17 protein-coding genes and 1 pseudogene are annotated in these 20,425 nt (G+C 64.5%); 8 read left to right on the top strand and 10 right to left on the bottom strand.

Translation table 11 applies throughout. The features are described 5' to 3' along the window. The first annotated feature begins 92 nt into the window (after window positions 1-92). The gene (locus X726_RS159840; protein ID WP_023668851.1) at window positions 93-830 is read left to right on the top strand and encodes a GntR family transcriptional regulator; all 738 of its coding nucleotides are present in this window, start codon (window positions 93-95) and stop codon (window positions 828-830) included. Between the two features lie 275 nt (window positions 831-1,105). Beyond that, a complete protein-coding gene (locus X726_RS0134740) occupies window positions 1,106-2,617 on the top strand; it encodes a malonyl-CoA synthase (protein WP_031214749.1) in 1,512 nt (503 codons plus the stop codon). Between the two features lie 74 nt (window positions 2,618-2,691). Here X726_RS0134740 and X726_RS159845 read toward each other — a convergent pair whose 3' ends face one another. From X726_RS159845 to X726_RS159865, 6 genes and pseudogenes are all read right to left on the bottom strand, one after another. Further along, complete coding sequence (locus X726_RS159845; RefSeq protein WP_023668850.1) at window positions 2,692-4,746, bottom strand: ABC transporter ATP-binding protein/permease; 2,055 nt, start codon at window positions 4,744-4,746, stop codon at window positions 2,692-2,694. Between the two features lie 72 nt (window positions 4,747-4,818). Further along, window positions 4,819-5,927, bottom strand: a pseudogene (locus X726_RS01000000166735) (NAD(P)/FAD-dependent oxidoreductase). Window positions 5,928-5,936: 9 nt separating this feature from the next. Further along, window positions 5,937-7,112 (bottom strand): N-acetylglucosamine-6-phosphate deacetylase, encoded by a 1,176-nt coding sequence (nagA, locus tag X726_RS159850; protein ID WP_023668849.1) that lies wholly within the window; start codon window positions 7,110-7,112, stop codon window positions 5,937-5,939. Continuing rightward, complete coding sequence (locus tag X726_RS159855; RefSeq protein ID WP_023668848.1) at window positions 7,109-8,140, bottom strand: SIS domain-containing protein; 1,032 nt, start codon at window positions 8,138-8,140, stop codon at window positions 7,109-7,111. Before X726_RS159855 ends, nagA begins: the two co-directional genes overlap by 4 nt. Beyond that, window positions 8,137-8,919, bottom strand: a complete 783-nt coding sequence (locus tag X726_RS159860; RefSeq protein ID WP_023668847.1) for a GntR family transcriptional regulator — start codon at window positions 8,917-8,919, stop codon at window positions 8,137-8,139. The genes X726_RS159855 and X726_RS159860 overlap by 4 nt, the downstream gene beginning before the upstream one ends. Next, window positions 8,916-9,794 carry an N-acetylglucosamine kinase gene (locus X726_RS159865; protein WP_023668846.1) on the bottom strand — a complete coding sequence of 293 codons (879 nt, stop codon included), beginning with the start codon at window positions 9,792-9,794 and terminating at the stop codon, window positions 8,916-8,918. Before X726_RS159865 ends, X726_RS159860 begins: the two co-directional genes overlap by 4 nt. A gap of 199 nt (window positions 9,795-9,993) precedes the next feature. On the opposite strand from X726_RS159865, the gene X726_RS159870 reads away from it, so the two are divergent. From X726_RS159870 to X726_RS159895, 6 genes are all read left to right on the top strand, one after another. Further along, window positions 9,994-10,950, top strand: coding sequence for an N-acetylmuramic acid 6-phosphate etherase (locus tag X726_RS159870; protein ID WP_023668845.1), 957 nt, complete (start codon window positions 9,994-9,996; stop codon window positions 10,948-10,950). A 1-nt stretch (window position 10,951) separates the two neighbouring features. Then, window positions 10,952-12,211: an ABC transporter substrate-binding protein gene (locus X726_RS159875; protein WP_023668844.1), complete on the top strand. Its 1,260-nt coding sequence runs from the start codon at window positions 10,952-10,954 to the stop codon at window positions 12,209-12,211. A 240-nt stretch (window positions 12,212-12,451) separates the two neighbouring features. Further along, window positions 12,452-13,381: a sugar ABC transporter permease gene (locus X726_RS159880; RefSeq protein WP_023668843.1), complete on the top strand. Its 930-nt coding sequence runs from the start codon at window positions 12,452-12,454 to the stop codon at window positions 13,379-13,381. Between the two features lie 227 nt (window positions 13,382-13,608). Further along, window positions 13,609-14,448: a carbohydrate ABC transporter permease gene (locus X726_RS159885; RefSeq protein ID WP_023668842.1), complete on the top strand. Its 840-nt coding sequence runs from the start codon at window positions 13,609-13,611 to the stop codon at window positions 14,446-14,448. 250 nt (window positions 14,449-14,698) lie between these two features. Continuing rightward, window positions 14,699-15,760, top strand: a complete 1,062-nt coding sequence (locus X726_RS159890; protein WP_023668841.1) for a Gfo/Idh/MocA family oxidoreductase — start codon at window positions 14,699-14,701, stop codon at window positions 15,758-15,760. 30 nt (window positions 15,761-15,790) lie between these two features. Then, complete coding sequence (locus X726_RS159895) at window positions 15,791-16,789, top strand: ABC transporter ATP-binding protein (RefSeq protein WP_023668840.1); 999 nt, start codon at window positions 15,791-15,793, stop codon at window positions 16,787-16,789. A 26-nt stretch (window positions 16,790-16,815) separates the two neighbouring features. Here the strand turns inward: X726_RS159895 and X726_RS159900 are convergent, their stop codons facing one another. Genes X726_RS159900 through X726_RS159915 form a run of 4 tightly spaced genes read right to left on the bottom strand, consistent with a single transcriptional unit; the run spans window position 16,816 to window position 20,421 of the window. After that, a complete protein-coding gene (locus tag X726_RS159900) occupies window positions 16,816-17,709 on the bottom strand; it encodes an ROK family protein (RefSeq protein WP_023668839.1) in 894 nt (297 codons plus the stop codon). Beyond that, window positions 17,706-18,509 (bottom strand): alpha/beta hydrolase, encoded by an 804-nt coding sequence (locus X726_RS159905; protein ID WP_023668838.1) that lies wholly within the window; start codon window positions 18,507-18,509, stop codon window positions 17,706-17,708. Before X726_RS159905 ends, X726_RS159900 begins: the two co-directional genes overlap by 4 nt. Next, a complete protein-coding gene (locus X726_RS159910; RefSeq protein ID WP_023668837.1) occupies window positions 18,506-19,342 on the bottom strand; it encodes a sugar phosphate isomerase/epimerase in 837 nt (278 codons plus the stop codon). The genes X726_RS159905 and X726_RS159910 overlap by 4 nt, the downstream gene beginning before the upstream one ends. Further along, a complete protein-coding gene (locus X726_RS159915; protein WP_023668836.1) occupies window positions 19,342-20,421 on the bottom strand; it encodes a Gfo/Idh/MocA family oxidoreductase in 1,080 nt (359 codons plus the stop codon). The genes X726_RS159910 and X726_RS159915 overlap by 1 nt, the downstream gene beginning before the upstream one ends. Between the last annotated feature and the right edge of the window lie 4 nt (window positions 20,422-20,425).

Below are 20,425 nucleotides of genomic sequence, written 5' to 3'. Positions count from 1 at the left end.
GCGGATGCCTTAGGAGTTACAGTAAATTTACAGGGGAAATCGTTTGCTTCGCGAACGGGCTAGCGGAGCATGGGAGAGCTACAGGAGTCGTATTGACCTACGGATCTGCCGATGTGAGCGAAGGCGCGGGACCCAAGAGCACACTCGCTAGTACGGTCTATCAACAGCTTCGCGACGATCTCCTGCGCGGCGTGTTTGAAAGTGAAAGCAAGCTTCGTGTCGAATGGGTGGTTTCCCGTTACGGCGCCGGCGCCTCACCGGTTCGCGAGGCCCTCAACCGACTTGCTTCGGAAGGCCTGCTCGGCCGCCACGACCAGCGCGGTTTCTTCATCATGCCGGTCAGTGCCCCGGAACTTGAGGAATTGACGCGCACTCGCTGCTGGCTGGAAGAGCGGGCCCTGCGTGAATCCATTGCCAACCGCACCGGCGAATGGGAAGAGCAGCTCGTGCTGGCCTTGCATCGCCTGGCGCGTGCCCCGCGCCGCTTGCCGGAGGATCCGTCCTCGAACAATCCGGAATGGGAAAAGCTGCACCGCGCCTTCCATCGGGCACTGATCGCAGGCTGCCGCTCGCATTGGCTGACCGGCTTTTGCGACCAGCTTTCGGATCAGGCCTCCCGCTACCGGCTGATCTCCCAGGACGGCAGCGAGCGCGACGAAATCAGTGAACATCGGCTGATTGCGGAGCGCACGGTGGATGGCGATGCCGATGGCGCCGTTGAAGCCCTCCTCAGCCACTACCGTCTGACGGCAGCCATGTGCATGGAGCGCTTCAACGACAGCGGCGATCCACGCGTGAGCGCCACCAAGGCGCTGCGCAGTCGCAGATAGAAGCGCTTCCGGTCCGCTATCCAAAATCCGCCCGCTATCCAAAATCGCCCGTTATCCAAGTCCGCTTGCCTTCATCTGATCGGCGGCAAACCCGATTTCACGTTTTTGCCGGACGGAGGCGAAATCGTTTCCTTTGTTCCAAGGCCATGCGCTAGAGCCGGATGAATTTCAGGCCGAATCGACCTGGAATCATCCGGCTCTAAATCAAAGGGTAGAGCATGATGTCCTCCGAAAACCGCTTCACACTTTTCGGCATCATGCTCTAGGGAAGGCGCATGACCAATCACCTGTTCGACGCGTTCCGCAGCCGGATTTCAGCCTCCGAGCGCATCCTGATGGCGACCGATGACGGACGCGCGATCGCCTATGGCGACATGCTGGCGCAATCGGCACAGCTGGCACATGCGCTGAGGCATTTCGGCGTCGAGCCGGGCGACCGCGTTGCCGTGCAGGTCGAAAAAAGCCCCGAATGCATTTTCCTTTACCTCGCCTGCCTGCGCGCCGGCGCGGTCTTCCTGCCGCTCAACACCGCCTACACGCTGGCCGAACTCGGCTATTTCTTCGGTGATGCCGAGCCGCGGCTGGTCGTCTGCGACCCGGCCCGCGCCGGCGCTATCGCGCCGTTGGCGCAGGCGTCGGGTGCTGCCACCTTCACGCTTGGCAGCAATGGTGAGGGCTCGCTGACCGAACTGGCGGCACAACAGCCCACGGATTTCGACGCCGTGGCGCGCGGGCCGGACGATCTGGCCGCAATCCTTTACACATCGGGCACCACCGGACGCTCCAAGGGCGCCATGCTCAGCCACGAAAACCTGGCCTCCAATGCGCGCGTGCTGGTCGAGCAATGGCGTTTCACCGGGGATGACGTGCTGATCCATGCCCTGCCGATCTTCCACACGCATGGCCTGTTCGTCGCCACCAACGTCACCCTGATGGCCGGCGCCTCGATGCTGTTCGAGCAGAAGTTCGACGGCGCCCGCATCGTCTCGCTCTTGCCGCGCGCGACAGTGCTGATGGGCGTGCCGACCTTCTATACAAGGCTCCTGCAGCAGGACGGGCTGGATGTCCAGGCGGCGAAGAACATCCGCCTGTTCGTTTCCGGCTCGGCGCCGCTGCTCGCCGAAACGCACAAGGCCTGGCGCGAGCGCACCGGCCACGACATTCTCGAGCGCTACGGCATGACCGAGACCAATATGAACACGTCGAACCCCTATGAGGGCGAGCGTCGGGCCGGCACGGTCGGTTTCCCGCTGCCCGGCGTTTCGCTGCGCATCGCCGACCCTGACAGCGGCGATGCGCTTGGCCAGGGTGAAGTCGGCATGATCGAGGTCAAAGGTCCGAATGTCTTTTCCGGCTATTGGCGCATGCCGGAAAAAACCAAGGCGGAGTTTCGCAAGGACGGCTTCTTCATCACCGGCGACCTCGGCATCATCGACGCGGACGGCTACGTCCACATCGTCGGCCGCGGCAAGGATCTCATTATCTCCGGCGGCTACAACATCTATCCCAAGGAGATCGAGAGCGAGATCGACGCGGTTGCCGGCGTCTTGGAAAGTGCCGTCATCGGAATTGCCCATCCCGATTTCGGCGAAGGCGTCACCGCTGTCGTGGTGCGTGCGCCGGCATCGCAGATCACCGGGGCCGAGATCGTTGGCGCCATTGCCGACCAGCTGGCCAAATACAAGCATCCGAAGCAGGTGATCTTCGTCGACGAGCTCCCGCGCAACACGATGGGCAAGGTGCAGAAGAACCTGCTGCGCGAGACCTACAAGGGTCTCTACGGCTAATCCATAGCCGGCTAATGTCTTTGCCCAAGCGCTTCGCCTGGACATCTCTGTTCGCGGTTCGGCAGTGGCGCCTTTTACCTGCGCGGCTTTTTCACCCGAGTGCTGGAACCCCACAAAGCGCGGTTCAGCAGGCTGCGTTTGCGCTTGCGCGGGATGAGGTCGACGTCGCTGACGAGCTTGGCGCCGCCCTCCCGCCGCTCCAGGGTGATCTTGCGGCTATGGAAAGCTTCGAGCTCCGCACGATGCGCCACGCTGATGATGGTGACGTCAGGCAGTTCGCGGATCACCGTCAACATCATCGTGTCCTGGCTCTTCTCGTCGAGCGCCGAAGTCGCTTCATCCAGCACCACGATATCGGGGCGATGCAGCAGCAGGCGCGCGAAGGCGAGGCGTTGCTTTTCGCCGCCCGACAGCGTCTGGTCCCATGGCGCCTCTTCCTTGATCCTGCCGGTGAGATAGCCAAGCCCCACCTTGTCGAGGGCAGCCTTGATTTGCTTGATGGTCCACTTGTCCGCCGCCGCGGGATAGGCGACCGCGCGGCGAAGCGTTCCGGAAGGGATGTAGGGGCGTTGCGGCAGCATGAACAGGCGCCTGTCGGTGTGGAAATTGACGCTGCCGCCGCCCCATGGCCACAGGCCCGCGACGGCCCGCACCAGCGTCGACTTGCCTGAACCGGATTCGCCTGAAACCAGCACCCGCTCGCCCGGCTCGATCACGACCTCGGTTTCCTTGACCACGGAGGTGCCGTCGTCGAGTGTCACGGAAAGATTGTCGAGGCTGAGGATGGCGCCGTCTTCCGCTTCGCCCCGGTTGATGCGTCCGAGCGCATCGCTCTGCTCGGCGCGCTCGAGCCCGTCGAGCGACATCATCAGCGAGGCAATGCGCCGCGCGGAGGCGTTCCAGTCGGCGAGGCGCGGATAGTTGTCGACCAGCCAGCCGAACGCGCCTTGCACGATGCCAAAGGCAGACGCCGCCTGCATCACCTCGCCAAGCGTCATCGAGCCTTCGAGGAATTTTGGCGCGCACAAAAGGATCGGCACGACCGGCGCAAACAGGCTCGATCCCTGCGACACCGCCGCCGTGCGCATGTGCTGTCCGGTCAGCAGCGCCCATTGCCTCAGCACATGGCCGAAATTCCTGTCGATGCCGCTGCGCTCCTCGTCCTCGCCTCCCAGCAAGGCGATGCTTTCGCCGTTTTCGCGCACGCGCGTCAGCGTGTAGCGCAGTTCGGCCTCCGCCTGGTTCTTCCGCTCGGAGAGCTGGACGAAGTCGCGGCCGATGACCACCATCGAGGTCGAGGTGATGGCGGCATAGATGATCGCGGTGATGACCAGAAAGCCGGGAATGGTGATGCTCTCACCGCCGACCGGCAGGGTGAGCGCGCCACCGATGGTCCACAGCACGACGATAAAGGTCGAGGCCGACAAGAACGCGTTGAGGACGCCGGCGGTGAAATCGACCGGCGACTCGGTGGCGATGCGCAGATCCTCGGTCATGCGGGCCTCGGGGTTCTGGTGGTCGCCGCCCACGAGGTTCAGCTGGTAGTAGCGGCCGTTTGCCAGCCAGCGCGCGACGACCCCGGTGGTCAGCCAGGAACGCCAGCGGCGCTGGATCGTCATGCGCAGATAGACCTGCGCGACGACAAGGCTGCCGCTGCAGATCACCAGCGGCACGAATACGGCGCTGAGGAGATAGACCGTGCGGGCGTTGCGCTGCTCGAGGGCATCAAACATCGAGCGGTTCCAGACGTTGATGCCATACTGGAAACCGATGTTGATGCAGATCAGCAGCAGCACTCCGATCGTCAAAGGCCAGGCGAGCTTGTCGCCATGCCTCCCCCAATAGCCGCGCCCGCTGATCCAGAAACGCCGCAGCAGATATTTTTTGCGCGCCTGCTCGGCCTGCTCCGGCGTCAGCTTGGGATCGGGTTCGACGGCATCCGGCGGCGGCGCAGCCTCGCCAACGGGCTCGGACGCGGCTTCGGCGGCCGATGCTTTTTTCTCGCGCGGCGTGTCCTCGCGCGGTCCATCTCCGCGCGTTTGCCGTGACGGCTTTTCCCGACGCGACTTCGTGGCATCGCGCGCTTCGATGCCGTCGGCCGGTTTCGATTTGGGTTTTGCCTCGGACATATGCCCCGACAACGACCTCCATATCAAAAGGTTTCATGGTATGCGCCTGCCCGACGTTTCAGGAAACGCCCGTCATTGCGGATATAAAAGCCCAACGACATGTTCTGCGATGCCGAGGCTGGCGGTAAGGCCAGGGCTCTCGATGCCGAACAGATTGACGATCTGGCCGCCCCCGTGGTCAGCCGGTCCCCGGATGACGAAGTCGGCGGCCGGCTGGCCTGGACCGGACAGTTTCGGCCTGACGCCGGCATATGCCGGTTGCAGGGCGCCGTCCGCCAGGCCGGACCAGTAGCGCCTGATTTCGTCGTAGAAGGCAGCGCCTCGTGCGGGATCGACGGTATAGTCGACGCGATCGATCCATTCGACATCCGGGCCAAAGCGCGCGCTCCCCGACATGTCGAGGGTCAGATGCACGCCGAGGCCGCCATGGACTGGCACCGGATAGATCAGCCGCGAAAAGGGCGAGCGACCGGAAAGCGCGAAATAATTGCCGCGCGCCAGCCACAGCGGCGGAACACGGTCTTGCGGGAGGCCTTCGATGCGGCCGGCGAGCGCCTGCGCGTCGAGGCCGGCGGCGTTGATGAAGGCGCCGGTCTTCAAGGTGAAACCCTCGCCATCGGCGTCGCGCGTGTCGATCCGGATGCCGTCGGCTTCGATGCTCGCGCCTGAGACAACGGTGAGCAAGGCGAAAGATGCGCCGGCCGCTTCCGCGTCTCCACGCAATGACAGCATCAGCGCCTGGCTGTCGACGATGCCGGTCGACGGCGACAGCAGCGCGCCGGCGCAGCTCAGCGCCGGTTCCAGGCTTTCGGCCTCTGCGCGCGTCAAAAGCTTGAGGTCACCGACTCCGCATTGCGCCGCGTTGATCTGGATCGCCTGCAGTTTGTCCAACTGGTCGGGTTCGACGGCAACGATCAGTTTGCCGGTGCGATGATGGGCGACGTCGTGCTCGCGGCAATAGGCATAGAGACGCTCGCGGCCGTTGACGCAGAGACGGGCCTTCAGCCTGCCCGGCGTATAATGCCGGCATGGATGACTTCCGAATTGCGCGAACTGGTGCCCGTGCCGATGGCTGCGGCCTTCTCGACCACCAGCACCTCGCGGCCCGACAGCGCCAGCGCGCGGGCAATGGCGAGGCCGACAACACCGGCTCCGGCGACAACGCAGTCGACATCATGCATGGGTGGACTTTAGCGCGGACTGTCCGCGCCTGCAAAAACCTTGTCGCCGCCGATCCAGACGCCGTTGACGTCGAGGGCGTCCGACAGAGCGACAATATCGGCAGCCGTGCCACTGGCGAAGCGGCCGAGCCGGTGGGCCTGGCCGACCGCCTGCGCCGGATAGAGCGAGGCCATGCGCAACGCTTCCGACAGGTCCAGCCCGACGATCCGGTGGACGTAGCGAACCGCCGAGATCATATCGAGATCGGCGCCGGCCAGCGTGCCGTCGGCCAGCCTCAGGCTGCCATCCTTGCGATAGATGATGCGGCCGTTGAGGGTGAACGATGTCATGTCGGTGCCGATCGTCGCCATGGCGTCTGTAACCAGCACGATCTTGCCCGGTCCCTGCTTGGCGCGCAGCGCGATTGCCATGGTGGCGGGATCGACATGGATGCCGTCGGCGATGATCCCGGCCGACAGACTGCCTATGTCGATGGCCGCACCCGCCAGCCCCGGCTCACGGTTGCTGATCTGGCTCATGGCGTTGAACAGATGTGTGACCACGCTGGCGCCGGCATCGGCAAAGGCTCTGGCCGTGGCGTAGCCGGTGTCGGAATGGCCGAGGCTGACAATCACACCGGCCTTGGCCAAGGCCGCAACGCGGGCAGGCTCGACGGATTCAGGCGCTATCGTCGTCAGCAGCACCGGCAGGTTTTTGCGTGCCGCGACCAGCGCCGCTTCATCCGCATCCGTCATCGGCCGGATCAGCGCCGGTTCATGCGCGCCCTTGCGGGCGACGGAGAGATGCGGCCCTTCGAGATGCAGGCCGAGAAATCCCGGCAGTTTTTGCCGTGCCGCCCCGGTGCCGGCGGCAATGGCCGCGGCGGTGATGTCAGGCGTATCTGTGATCAGCGTCGGCAGCAGTGCGGTCGTGCCGAACGGCGCATGCGCCCGGCAGATTGTTGCCAGCGAGGCGACATCGGGATGGTCGTTGAGCATGACGCCGCCGCCGCCATTGACCTGCAGGTCGACAAAACCCGGCACCAGCATGCCGCCCCCGGCGTCGATGCGGGCAACGCCCGACGGAATGGCGCCGACGGGATGAATGCCTTCGACCACATCGCCGTGCACGACAAGGGCGGCGTTATCATGCCAGTCGTCGCCATCGAAAATTCGGGCGCCAGTCAGGGCAAAACGGTCGCTCATACGGTTTCCGTCACCTTGCGCAGATTGCGCGGTACATCCGGATCGAGGCCGCGATGGCGGGCGAAGGCTTCGACGAAGCCGTAGAAGGAGACGATCAGCGTCAGCGGGTCGGTCAAGGGATGACCGGTGGCGACATGCGGCAGCCGCGCCGCGCTCTTGGCTTTGTCCGAGGTTACAAAAACTGCTGCACCCTTGCCGGCAAGGTTGTCGGCAGCCTCTGCCACGGACGGCTCGGAGGCATCGCGGGCGGCGAGCGCCAGCACCGGGAAGCCTGGCCCGACCAGCGCCAGCGGGCCGTGCATGACTTCGGCTGCACTGTAGGCCTCGGCATGCATGCCGCAGGTCTCTTTGAATTTCAGCGCCGCCTCGTCGGCCATCGCTGCCGACGGGCCACGGCCGAGGATGAACAGCGATTGCGGCGTCTCCAATGCGCCGGCCAGCGCCATCCAGTCGCAGGCGATCGCCTTGCTGAAATGCTCGGGCAGGCGGGCAAGGGCGGCCAGCAGTCTGTCGTCGCCGGTGCAATGCGCCATCAGCGCCAGGCCGGCGACCGCCGAATTGACGAATGTCTTGGTCGCCGCGACGCTGCGCTCGGGGCCGGCCAGAATGTCGATGGCAAAATCCGAAGCCCGCGCCAGCGGCGAATCGGCGGTGTTGGTGATGGCGACGGTGAGCGCACCGCCGGCCCTTGCCGTCTCGGCCATGGCGACGATGTCAGGGCTCTTGCCGGATTGCGAGATGGCGAGGCAAGCCGAACCGGCGAGCTTGAGCTTGGCGCCGTAGATCGAGGCGATCGACGGACCGACCGATGCCACGGCCAGGCCGGCGGTCAGTTCGACGGCATATTTCATGAAGGTGGCGGCATGGTCGGACGAACCGCGCGCGACGGTAACGACGAAGCTCGGATCGCGCTCGCGAATGCCGCGTCCGGCCTCGGTCAGCACCGCCGCCGAGCCATCGAGCAGACGCGCGACGGCTTGCGGAATTTCGTCGATCTCGCGCCGCATATGGGTGGTCTTGGGGATCATGGTCGGCCCTCTTCGCTCGGCCCTGTCAGGCGCAGTTCGGCGACGAAATCATAGGCGTCGCCGCGGTAGATGGAGCGGGTGAACTCGATCACCTTGCCGCTCGCGAGATAGGAAATGCGTTCGATGTGCAGGCCGGCAATGCCGGATGGCACTTCGAGCAGACGCGCATCGGCGTCGCCGAGATTGGCGGCGGAAATGCGCTGCACCGCCCGCACCGGCCGGTTGCCGGTCAGTTGCAGCGCCGCATAGAGTGACGAGCCTATCCCGGCCGGATCCGGCAGCACGCTGGCCGACAACGAGGCGCGCTCGATGGCCAGCGGCGTGTCGTTTGCGATGCGCAGGCGCGCCACGCGCGCCACCAGCTCGTTCGAGGACAGGCCGAGCACCATCATCTCGTCGGGCGAGGGCGGGTAGAGGTCGCGGTCGAGCCAGGCTGAACGCACCGCCATGCCGCGCCTTGCCATGTCCTCGGTGAATGAAGTGAGCCTGGACAGCGACTGCTCGACGCGCTCCATGCGCGGCGCCACGAAGGTGCCGGAGCCGTGGCGCTGCACGAGGATGCCGCCCTTGACCAGGTCCTGCACCGCCTTGCGGACGGTGACGCGCGAAATGTCGGCCTTGGTGGCGATGTCGCGCTCGGAAGGCAGCGCATCGCCCGGCCCGATCAGGCCGCGATTGACGGCGTCCTCGATGCTTTTCCTGAGCTGCAGGTAGAGCGGGGCGCCGCTCTGCGACGACTGCCTCAGCGTGGCGAAGATCTGGTCGGCGGCATCGCTCATCGCGTCGCCTCCGCTTTGACGAAGATGCGGGCCGCCATCTGCACGGCGCCGCCCAGCGCATCGTCGAGCGGCGCTTTCAGCAGCGCCTGGTAGCGCTGGGAAAGGCGCGGCCCATAGAGCGGCGCCAGCCCGCCGAGCAGGCAGAGCGGGGCGTCATCAGAGAGGTCGAGCGCGTGGAGCGACGCCTCGACATCGGCAACCGACTTGTCCACGATCCAGTTGGCGACGCTGTCGCCCTTCTCGGCATGCTCGAAAACCTTGGGCGCGAAGCCGCCGAAATCGCCGGGCTTGGCATTGGTGGTGAACTCGACCACGTCTTCGGGATTGTTGCGGAAAATGGCCATCATGCTGTCGGTCAGGGCTGAGCGCGGCCGGACGCCGTCATGGGCGAGCAGCGTCTGCTCCAGCAGGTCGCGGCCGATCCGGGCGCCGCTGCCTTGATCACCGACCTGAAAGCCCCAGCCGCCGATGGCGCGCGACGTGCCGCCCTTGCGCGCCATATAGGCGGTGCCGGTGCCGAGGATGGCCATGGCGCCGTCACCAGAGCCGACTGCCCCTTCGAGCGCGATCTCGGCGTCCGTCTCGACGCGGCTGATGCTGAACGGCAGGATCGCTTCAAGCTGCTGGCGATAGGTGCCGACATTGGCGCCGGCAAGGCCGAGAATGGCTGGTGTCTGCGGGATCAGGTCCGGATCTTGCCCGGCGGCGATGAAGGCCTGGCGAGCAGCCTCGACGATGTGGGTGCGAGCGCCGGTGAGATCGGTGCGGATGTTGGCGGCGCCGCTTTTGGCACGGCCAATGACAACGCCATCGCCTGTCGCAAGGGCTGCCCTGCAGCTGGTGCCGCCGCCGTCGATACCGAGCACGAATTTCACGCGATGTCTCCTCCGGGCGAATAATACCAATAAAATACCAATAGCCAAGGGATTAATTTCCGTTTCAAAAAGATTAAGGCGCATCAGGTTGAAAAACCGGGGAATTTTGCCGGCTCAACGATTTCCAGTTCGCAATTTCGTTAATGCGTGTGGACAAGTGGTATTTTGTTGGTATTGTTCTTCCATCGGAGGGACAGGGATGGCCGAACCGCGCACCGAAGCGCTTCACAGCAATGCCGAGGGACTGGACATCCAGGCCCCGGACGCCATCCTTTCTTCTTTGGTCAATGCGCAGATCGAGGCCGCCAAGGCTGTGCGCGACGCCATTCCCGCCATCGCCGCCGCAGCCGAAATCATCGCCGGGCGGCTGAACGGCGGCGGCAAGCTCGCCTATGCTGCGGCCGGCAGCTCCGGCCTGATGGCGCTGGCCGACGCGCTGGAGTTGCCCGGCACCTTCGGCATCAAGCGCGAACGCATCGCCATCCTCATCGCCGGTGGCGACGACGCTTTCAAGACCCTGGCCGGCGGACCGGAAGACGACACCGACGAAGCCTCGACGGCAATTGCCGGCGCCGGCATCGGCAAGGGCGACTGCCTGATCGCGATTTCGGCCAGCGGCTCGACGCCCTATGCGGTGCAGGCGCTGAAGGATGCGCGCAGCCGGGGCGCGGCAACCATCGCCATTGCCAACAACAAGGACACGCCCCTGCTCAGGCTGGCCGACGTCGCCATCCTGCTCGAGACGCCACCGGAGGTGATTGCCGGCTCGACGCGCATGGGCGCCGGCACTGCCCAGAAGATCGCGCTCAACATGCTGTCGACGCTTACCGCCATTCATCTCGGCCATGTCCATGACGGCTACATGGTCAATCTCACCGCCGACAACATCAAGCTGCGCGACCGCGCGGCTCGCATCGTCGCCGCTATCAGCGGCCGCGACCGGCAAGACGCCGTGCGGCTGCTCGAAGCGAGCGGCGGCGTCGTCAAGACAGCCATTCTGCTCGCCGCCGGCGCTGCCAACGCCGTTGCGGCCGAGAAGATACTGGAAGGGACCGGCCAGAAGCTGCGGCCAGCCCTTTCCGCGATCGAGGGGAACAAGGGCGTGAAGGCCCCTGTTCTCAAAACCGAACCTGAAAAAGGTCAACAGGGAGACTAGCATGACAACGAAATTACTGACGGCACTGCTTCTCGGCACCAGCATTCTCGGCACCGCCGGGTTGGCTCACGCCGATGACGTAACGCTCAATATCGAAAGCTGGCGCGGCGACGACCTTGCCATCTGGAAGGACAAGCTGATCCCGGCCTTTGAGGCCAAGAACCCGGGCATCAAAGTGGTGTTCGCACCGTCGGCGCCGACCGAGTATGACGCCGCACTCGGCGCCAAGCTCGCCGCCGGCTCGGCTGGCGACCTGATCACCTGCCGCCCGTTCGACAAGTCGCTCGAACTGTTCAAGAAGGGCAACCTTGCCGACCTGTCGGCGCTGCCCGGCATGGAAAACTTTTCGCCCGTTGCCAAGGCCGCCTGGCAGACCGACGACGGCAAGGCGAGCTTCTGCGTGCCGATGGCCTCGGTCATTCACGGCTTCATCTACAACAAGGACGCCTTCGACAAGCTCGGCCTCAAGGTGCCGACGACGCGTGACGAGTTCTTCGCCGCGCTCGACAAGATCAAGGCCGACGGCACCTACATCCCGATGGCCATGGGCACCAAGGACCTCTGGGAAGCCGCGACCATGGGCTATCAGAACATCGGTCCGAACTACTGGAAGGGCGAAGAGGGCCGCGCAGCGCTGATCAAGGGCGACCAGAAGCTGACCGACAAGGACTGGGTTGCTCCCTATGAGGAACTGGCCAAGTGGAAGCCTTATCTCGGCGACGGCTTCGAGGCCCAGACCTATCCGGACAGCCAGAACCTGTTCACGCTTGGCCGCGCCGCCATCTACCCGGCGGGATCGTGGGAGATCGGCCTGTTCAACACCCAGGCGCAGTTCAAGATGGGCGCCTTCCCGCCGCCGGTCGAGAAGGCCGGCGACACCTGCTACATCTCCGACCATACCGATATCGGCATGGGCCTGAATGCGGCGTCGAAGAATGCCGACGCGGCCAAGACCTTTCTGTCCTGGGTCGCCTCGCCGGACTTCGCCACCATCTACGCCAACGCACTGCCGGGCTTCTTCAGCCTAAATTCCACCCCGGTGAAGATGGAAGACCCGCTGGCGCAGGAATTCGTCTCCTGGCGCGACAAGTGCAAGTCGACGATCCGCTCGACCTACCAGATCCTGTCGCGCGGCACGCCGAACCTCGAGAACGAAACCTGGGTTGAATCGGCCAACGTCATCAACGGCACCGACACGCCGGAAGCTGCCGCCAAGAAGCTGCAGGACGGCCTCGACAGCTGGTACAAGCCGGGCAAGTAAGCTCAGAGACAGACAGGGCCCCAAGTGGACGGCCCTGCGTTTTTCGAAAGCATCATCGACTGCGAACGACGGCGCCGCCCCTCATCCGCCTGCCGGCACCTTCTCCCCGTATAGTGACGGGGAGAAGGATCAGCCGAAACGCAGGCGCCCCCTCTCCCCGTCCTTCACGGGGAGAGGGTAAGGGTGAGGGGGCAGCGCTGCCGTCGAAGGCATTGCTAAACCTCGGCGGGGACCGCACTCATGGCCGCACAAACACGACCGAAACGACCGTTCCGCTGGCATATCGGCGTCTTCCTGGCGCCGGCGCTGCTGGTCTATACGGCGATCATGATCCTGCCGCTCGCCGGCACGCTGCAGCTGTCGCTGTTCCGCAATGTCGATCAGCATCAGGTGTTCGTCGGTTTCACTAATTTCCGTACGTTGTTCGGCGACCCCAACTGGTCGGTCGGCTTCTGGAACGCGCTGCGGAACAATACCTGGTTCTTCATCATCCACATGGTGGTGCAGAACCCGATCGGTGTCATGCTAGCGGCATTGCTGTCCAGCCCGAGGCTGAGATTCGCCGCCTTCTACCGCACCGCGATCTTCGTGCCGACCATCCTGTCCTTCGTCATCGTCGGCTTCGCCTGGAAACTGATCCTGTCGCCGTTATGGGGCGTGGCGCCGCATCTGATGGACCTGGTCGGCTTGAAAAGCCTGTTCACGCCGTGGCTGGGCAAGGAGCGATATGCGCTGACCGCGCTCAGCCTGATCTCGGTGTGGCAGTTCGTCGGCATCCCGATGATGCTGATCTATGCAGCCCTTTTGTCGATCCCCGAAGAGGTGATCGAGGCGGCCGAATGTGACGGCATCACCGGCATGTCGCAGTTCTGGAAGATCAAGCTGCCGCTGATCCTGCCGTCGATCGGCATCATCTCGATCCTGACCTTCGTCGGCAATTTCAACGCCTTCGACCTGATCTACACCGCGCAAGGGGCGCTCGCCGGCCCGAACTATTCGACCGATATTCTGGGCACTTTCCTCTACCGCGCCTTCTTCGGCTTTCAGCTGCAGACCGGCGATCCCAATATGGGCGCGGCGATCGCCACGATGATGTTCCTGATCATCCTCGGCGGCGTCTGCGTCTACCTCTTCCTCGTCCAGACGCGCCTGCGTCGCTACCAGTTTTAGAGGGGCGAGATGTCGAGCTTGAACACCCCCCTCTGGCCTGCCGGCCATCTCCCCCGCAAGGGGGGAGATTGGCAGCTCTGGCCTTGCCGCTCGTCTTGCAACGTTGGCGATTGGCGAAAGCAGTCGCGGCATCTGATCTCCCCCCTTGCTGGGGAGATGTCCGGCAGGACAGAGGGGGGTGCCTTGGCGCCAACCTCGCCTGCCTTGGCTCGTCAGGAGACCTTCCAATGAGCACCGCCACTCGTTCGCTGCCCCGCACCATCGGCGCCCACGCGATCCTGCTGACCTACACGGCGATCGCGCTGTTTCCGGTGATCCTGGTCATCATGAATTCGTTCAAGTCCCGCGCCGGCATCTTCAGCGAACCGCTGACGCCGCCGACGCCAAAGACCTTCGACCTGATCGGATATACCACCGTGATCGGGCAGGGCGACTTCATCCACTATTTTCAGAACAGCCTCGTCGTCACCGTCGCCTCGCTGTTCTTCGTGCTTCTGTTCGGCGCGATGGCGGCGTTCGCGCTGTCGGAATACCGCTTCCGCGGCAACACGCTGATGGGGCTTTACCTCGCGCTCGGCATCATGATCCCGATCCGGCTCGGCACCGTCGCCATCCTGCAATTGATGGTGGCGAGCGGGCTGGTCAACACGCTGACGGCGCTGATCCTGGTCTACACCGCGCAGGGGCTGCCGCTGGCCGTCTTCATCCTGTCGGAATTCATGAAGCAGGTGTCCGACGATCTGAAGAATGCCGGCCGGATCGACGGCCTGTCGGAATACACCATCTTCTTCCGGCTGGTGCTGCCGCTGGTGCGGCCCTCGATGGCGACGGTCGCCGTCTTCACCATGATCCCGATCTGGAACGATCTGTGGTTCCCACTGATCCTGGCGCCGTCGGAAGAGACCAAGACGGTGACGCTCGGCGCGCAGTTGTTCCTCGGCCAGTTCGTCACCAACTGGAACGCCATCCTGGCCGCACTCTCGCTGGCGATCATGCCGGTGCTGACCCTCTACGTCATCTTCTCGCGGCAGCTGATCCGCGGCATCACATCCGGAGCCGTCAAGTGAGCGGAGCCCTACAAATCTCTGCTGGAGCCTTCACCCCACCCGGCGCTGCGCGCCGACCTCCCCATCAAGGGGAGGTAAAAGGTCGTGGCTTCATTCACGACCGCCAAAGGGCGACTTTCGGAGAAGCTTCTTTGGCAGTGAGGGTGTTCGCGCCAACGTCCTACCTCCCCTCGATGGGGAGGTCGGCGCGAAGCGCCGGGTGGGGTGACACCCTCTCAGAAGGAACAACTGGAACATCTGGAGTAGTTAGGTGACCTCTAAATCGCCCCTTCGCGTCGTCGTCGCAGGCCTCGGTAATATGGGGCGTAGCCATGCGCTGGCCTACCACACTAATCCGGGCTTCGAGATCGCGGCCCTGATCAACCGCTCCGACGTGCCGTTACCGGACGGGCTGTCGGGCTATGGCATCAGGCGCTCCTTCGACGACGCGTTGCGCGATGAAAAGCCGGATGTCGCCTGCATCGCCACCTATTCCGACAGCCATGCCGACTATGCGGTGAAGGCATTCGAGGCCGGCTGCCACGTCTTCGTCGAGAAGCCGCTCGCAACGACGGTGGCGGACGCCAAGCGCGTCGTCGCCGCGGCCAAGGCCAACGGCCGAAAATTGGTGATCGGCTACATCCTGCGCCACCACCCGTCCTGGGTCAGGCTGATCGCCGAGGCGCGCAAGCTCGGCGGCCCTTACGTGTTTCGCATGAACCTCAACCAGCAATCGTCAGGCCCGACCTGGCAGACGCACAAGCAGTTGATGCAGACGACGTCGCCGATCGTTGATTGCGGCGTGCACTATCTCGACGTGATGCTGCAGATCACCGACGCCAGGCCGGTCGAGGTGCGCGGCATGGGGCTGCGGCTGACCGAGGAGATCGCGCCGACAATGTACAATTACGGCCATCTCCAGGTGCTGTTCGACGACGGCTCGGTCGGCTGGTACGAAGCTGCCTGGGGACCGATGATTTCGGAAACGGCGTTCTTCGTGAAGGACGTGATGTCGCCCAATGGCTGCGTGTCGATCGTCATGAAGGAAGGTGTGAAGTCGGACGACATCGACACCCACACCAAGACCTCGACCATCCGCCTGCACAGCGCTGCGACGGGTGCGGACGGCAAGTTCGCCAGGCCGGACGAGATGCTGTCGATGGACGGCGAACCCGGCCACCAGGACCTCTGCGACCTCGAACAGGCCTTCGTGCTGAAGGCGATCCGGGAAGACATCGACCTGACCCGCCACCTGGACGACGCGGTGAAATCGCTCGCCGTCTGCCTTGCCGCCGATGAGAGCGTGCGCAGCGGCGCCCCAGTTAAGCTCTAGTAGGGCAAACTCTAGAACAAGGACGAAGCCGTGGGCTCGCTGGTAATCGAGAATGTGAAGAAGGCCTTCGGGCCGGTCGAGGTGCTGAAAGGCATCAACCTCGAAGTGACCGACGGCGAATTCGTCGTCTTCGTCGGCCCATCTGGCTGCGGCAAGTCAACCTTGCTCAGGGTCATCGCCGGGCTGGAGGATTCGACCTCCGGCAGGGTGGTGATCGACGGCGCCGATGTCTCGGCCACGCCCCCGGCAAAACGCGGCATCGCCATGGTGTTCCAGACGTACGCGCTCTACCCGCATCTGACGGTGAAGAACAATATGGGCCTCGGCCTCAAGCAGGCCGGCACGCCCGCCCCGGAGATCGAACGCCGCATCGGCGTCGCCTCGTCGATGCTGTCGCTGGAACCGTATCTCGAGCGGCGGCCGGCGGAACTGTCGGGCGGCCAGCGCCAGCGCGTCGCCATCGGCCGCGCCGTGGTGCGTGAGCCAAAACTGTTTCTCTTCGACGAGCCCTTGTCGAACCTCGATGCAGCGCTGCGCGTCAACACGCGGCTCGAGATCGCGCAGCTGCACCGGCGGCTGAAGGCGACGATGATCTACGTCACCCACGACCAGGTCGAGGCGATGACGCTGGCCGACAAGATCGTCGTGCTCAACGCCGGCCAGATCGAGCAGATCGGCGGCCCGATGGAGCTTTACAATTCGCCGGCAAACGAGTTCGTCGCCGGCTTTATCGGCTCGCCGAAGATGAATTTCATCGACGGCGCCAGATTGGGCGAGACGGCCAAGACGATCGGCGTGCGGCCGGAGCATCTGACCGTGGATCCAAGGTCCGGCGCGTGGAAGGGAACGGTGGTGCATGCCGAACATCTCGGCGCCGACACCAACCTCTATCTCGACTGCGAAAAGGCCGGGCTGATCACGGTCCGCATTTTCGGTGTCTACGACGCCGAGCCAGGTGCGACGCTGTATGCAACGCCGGAGCCGGGTAAGACATACCGGTTTGGGGCGGACGGGAAGACGATCAAGTAATCCTTCGCCGACAGCAACCACGGCGATCACACCGCGCCGAGCAGCACCGCGCCATGGATCGCCGCCTGCCAGCCCAGGGCCGCCCAGCGTATGTCCAGAGGCTCTACAACAAGCGAATGCGGCAGGCTGTCCGCGATGCGCTGCTTGAGCGCCTGGCGGGGATAGGACTTCATGTCGACGATGCCGCCACCGATCAGGATCGTCTGCGGGGAAAACAAAGCGGCTGCCGTTGCGATGGTCACCGCCTGCTGCCAGACGATCTCATCGAGCCATTCGCGCAGCGACGGCGGCTGCCCGGTCGCCGAAAACAGCTCGGCAACCGGGATATCGTAGTCTGTCGCGAGTTCGACAAGCGTTGCCCCTGAGGCGTAGGTCTCGACGCGGTTTGGCGGTCCGCTTTCGTCAGGCCGGTAGATCGGCATATGGCCGATTTCCAGCGCCCAGCCGCCGCCCCTGAAAATGCCGTCCTTGCCGAGATAGGCCGCACCGATGCCGGTGCCGAGATAGACCGCCAGCACCTCCTTTTGCCGCTTCACCGCGCCGGCAACGCTTTCGCCCAGCAATTGCAGCACGACGTCGCGTTCGAGCCGCACGGGAACGCGGAGCCGCGATGCCAGTTCCGTACCCAGCCGGATGCCGTTCAGTTCGGGAATGTTGGCCGTGTGCAGCACCGTGTCGAAGTCGCGGTCGATGAACCCAGGCACCGTCGCAACGACCCGTGCAGGTTTGAGCCCGGCATCGCGGCAGGCTGCGGTGACCGCATCGGCCAACCCCGCCACCGGCGCGCCCTTGCGCAGTTGCGCGGTCGGGTAGGTGCGGGCGAAATCCACCGGGATGCCGTGGTCGGCAAAGCCAACCTTGACCGACGTGCCGCCGATCTCGACCACGGCGATGGTCTCATCCGTCGTTTTGTCGGTCATGCGAGCGGTTCCAGGAATTCCGAAAGACAGGCGCGGAATTCCAGCCGGTAGGCGGCGCGATCCTGCGATTTGGCTGTGATGGTGCAAAGCCGGGCCGACGGAATGAGTCCGGCCAGCGTCTGTGCGTCGTCCAGTCGATGGACGAGGTCATGGTCATGGCCGATGACAAGAGTCGGCACCGCGATAGCGCGGATGTCCGCCTCGCTCACGCCGGGACCATCGCCGGCGATCGCCGAAAGCAGCCTGCCGAACAGAACCGGGTCCGGGCGAGTGAAGAAGCCTTGCAGGCTGCCGAGATTGTCCGGCGCCAATCTGGCCAGTTCGCCGGCAACAGCGCTGTCATCGAACAGACGCCTGGCGTCTTGGGGCGAATGCCGCATCAAGAGATCGCCGACCACGGCATAGGGCCTCATATTGGCCGGTGCAGCCTGGGATACCCACGCAGGCCGGGCGAGCACCAGCGCCCGCACCCGCGCCGGCCTGTGCACCGCCAGGCGAAGCGCCAGCGCCGCGCCCATCGAGATGCCGCCGACGACGGCCGGGCCGAGGCCGAGATCGTCGGCCAGTGCATCGACGTCCTCGGCAAACGTCGCGATCGAAAGCTGCTCGACAGGCCCGTAGCCGGATCCGCCCTGGCCACGGCATTCGAGCGTCACGCGCCGCGTCACCGGCAGATCGGGAAACACGTCGGCCACCTGCGCCTCATCGCCGCCCAGCCCATGCTGGAAGATGACGGGAAGGCCCGTGCCGACCTCCCGGTAGGCAAGGTCGACGCCATCTCGGCTGAAGGTCTTTTTCACGTGTCGTCGCTCGCTTCCAGGACATTGCGCAGGAACGCGCCGACGCCGGGCGCCTCGGCCTCTGTCAGGCCATGCGTGATCAGGGGGCCGTCGAACCCGGCGGCTCTTAGGCAGCCGATGAAATGCGGGAAATCGACGACGCCCTGTCCGGCGGCGGCAAAACTGCCATCGGCATTGCGGTCCTTGGCATGGGCCATGCCGATCTCCGCAGCCAGCAGATCGACGGCCTCGTCGATCAGGCGGTGACGCTCCGCGCTGTCCGCCACTTCGAATAGATTGGCCGGGTCGAGCACAATGCGCAGCCGCGCGCTGTTCATCTCGTCGAGCAGCCGGCGAGCGGCCCGCGCGCTGGAGACGACATTGGCCAGTTCCGGTTCGATGCCGAGCTCGATGTCGAAGCGCTCGGCAATCGCGATCGCCGCTTCCATCTCCGTCCGCAGATCGCTCCATGCTGCCTCGCTTGCATTGTCGGGATGCCAGCGCCACGGATCCTGTGCATCCCTTGTGCCGGTGCACAGCGTGATCAGGCGCGTGCCCATGTCAGCGCATGACGCAGCCAGCACCTCCAGCCGAGCAAGACCTGACACACGAACCGAGCGATCCGGGTGGATCATATTGTAGGTTCCAGACACGGCCGCGATCGAAACGCCGGCCTCGCCGCTCGCCTTAGCGACGGACCGGGCCGCGCCGAGCTCAATGCTGTCCGGCATCGACGGCAGTCCAAGGCACGCCATGTTGAACTGCGCCGCCGTGTAGCCGCCGTCCGCGACCGCGCGCAGCACCGGCAAGGCGCCGGTGGTGGCGAAGGTCTTGGCGAAAATCCCAAGCTGCATCACACGACCCCGTCGACATCGGCCAGACGGACGGCGCGGCCGCCGGCAGCGGCCGAGCGGGCGATGGCCGCCATGCCCCTGACCGAGGCGATGCCGTCCTCGATGCTGGCGCCGATCATGGGCGCGCCATTCAGCACGACATCGGCAAAGCCTTCGAGCTGCCGGCGATAGAAGTGGCCATCCGCGCCAAGCGTGCGATGCCAACTGCCATCGGCCTCGCGGAAAATGTCGACCTCGCTGCTCTTGTAGTACCAGGGGTTATACGTCTTCGCGAGAACGCTGCCGTTCTGGCCATAGATCTGGAACCCTTCGTGCCAGTCCATGCGCACGGCGACCGTCAGGTCGAGATGGCCGATCGTGCCGTCGGCGAAGATGGTGGTGATGAACCAGCAATAGGCGCCATAGCGCTCGGTGAGCCGGGCCTCGACCGCCTCGATCGGCCTGTGCAGATGGCGCGCCGTATCGAGGAGATGGCTGCCATGCGCCAGCATGTAGTATTGGCGCAGATCCGCCTTGGGATTGACGGCAGGCTTGCGCGCCTTGGCGCTGGTGATGATCAGCGGTTGCACCGCATCGGTCATCGGGTAGCGGTGGGTGCTGTCGCAGTACCAGCCTTTGAACGCCAGCCGCTCGCCCATTTCGTCGTCGACGAAAGCCTTTGCCGCCTGGATGCCGGGATCGAAGCGCTTCATATGGCCGACCTGGAGCACCTTGCCGCTCTTGTCGAGCGTGGCCCGCAAGCCTTCGACCTCCTCGACCGAAACGCCCAGCGGCTTTTCGCAAAGCACATGCTTGCCGGCATCGAGCGCCAGTTCCGCGGCCTTGACGTGAAAAATGTCCGATGTCGCGATGATGACGGCATCGAGATCGGGATCGGCCAGCATCAGGCCGTAGTCGGCATAGGATTTTTCAGGCGCGTAGGTCGCCGCCATCCTGTCGCGCAGATCGTCGGCGACATCGCAGATGGCATAGAGATCGGTATTGCGTGCCTTGGTGCAGGATTCGAAATGCGCCGCCTGGGCAATCGGACCGCAGCCGAGCACGCCGACACGCAGCCGCTTTTCGTCTTTGCGAGGCATGGAA

Source organism: Mesorhizobium sp. LSJC285A00 (genome assembly GCF_000503155.1).
In the GTDB taxonomy this organism is placed as follows: Bacteria; Pseudomonadota; Alphaproteobacteria; order Rhizobiales; family Rhizobiaceae; genus Mesorhizobium.
Note: the sequence above shows the minus strand (reverse complement) of the source record. Positions and strands in the feature narration are given on the sequence as shown.

Coding starts and splice junctions, on each gene's coding strand:
- X726_RS0134740 (WP_031214749.1), top strand. CDS start 1,106: ATGACCAATCACCTGTTCGACGCGTTCCGCAGCCGGATTTCAGCCTCC.
- X726_RS159845 (WP_023668850.1), bottom strand. CDS start 4,746: ATGTCCGAGGCAAAACCCAAATCGAAACCGGCCGACGGCATCGAAGCG.
- nagA (WP_023668849.1), bottom strand. CDS start 7,112: ATGAGCGACCGTTTTGCCCTGACTGGCGCCCGAATTTTCGATGGCGAC.
- X726_RS159855 (WP_023668848.1), bottom strand. CDS start 8,140: ATGATCCCCAAGACCACCCATATGCGGCGCGAGATCGACGAAATTCCG.
- X726_RS159860 (WP_023668847.1), bottom strand. CDS start 8,919: ATGAGCGATGCCGCCGACCAGATCTTCGCCACGCTGAGGCAGTCGTCG.
- X726_RS159870 (WP_023668845.1), top strand. CDS start 9,994: ATGGCCGAACCGCGCACCGAAGCGCTTCACAGCAATGCCGAGGGACTG.
- X726_RS159875 (WP_023668844.1), top strand. CDS start 10,952: ATGACAACGAAATTACTGACGGCACTGCTTCTCGGCACCAGCATTCTC.
- X726_RS159880 (WP_023668843.1), top strand. CDS start 12,452: ATGGCCGCACAAACACGACCGAAACGACCGTTCCGCTGGCATATCGGC.
- X726_RS159885 (WP_023668842.1), top strand. CDS start 13,609: ATGAGCACCGCCACTCGTTCGCTGCCCCGCACCATCGGCGCCCACGCG.
- X726_RS159900 (WP_023668839.1), bottom strand. CDS start 17,709: ATGACCGACAAAACGACGGATGAGACCATCGCCGTGGTCGAGATCGGC.
- X726_RS159910 (WP_023668837.1), bottom strand. CDS start 19,342: ATGCAGCTTGGGATTTTCGCCAAGACCTTCGCCACCACCGGCGCCTTG.
- X726_RS159915 (WP_023668836.1), bottom strand. CDS start 20,421: ATGCCTCGCAAAGACGAAAAGCGGCTGCGTGTCGGCGTGCTCGGCTGC.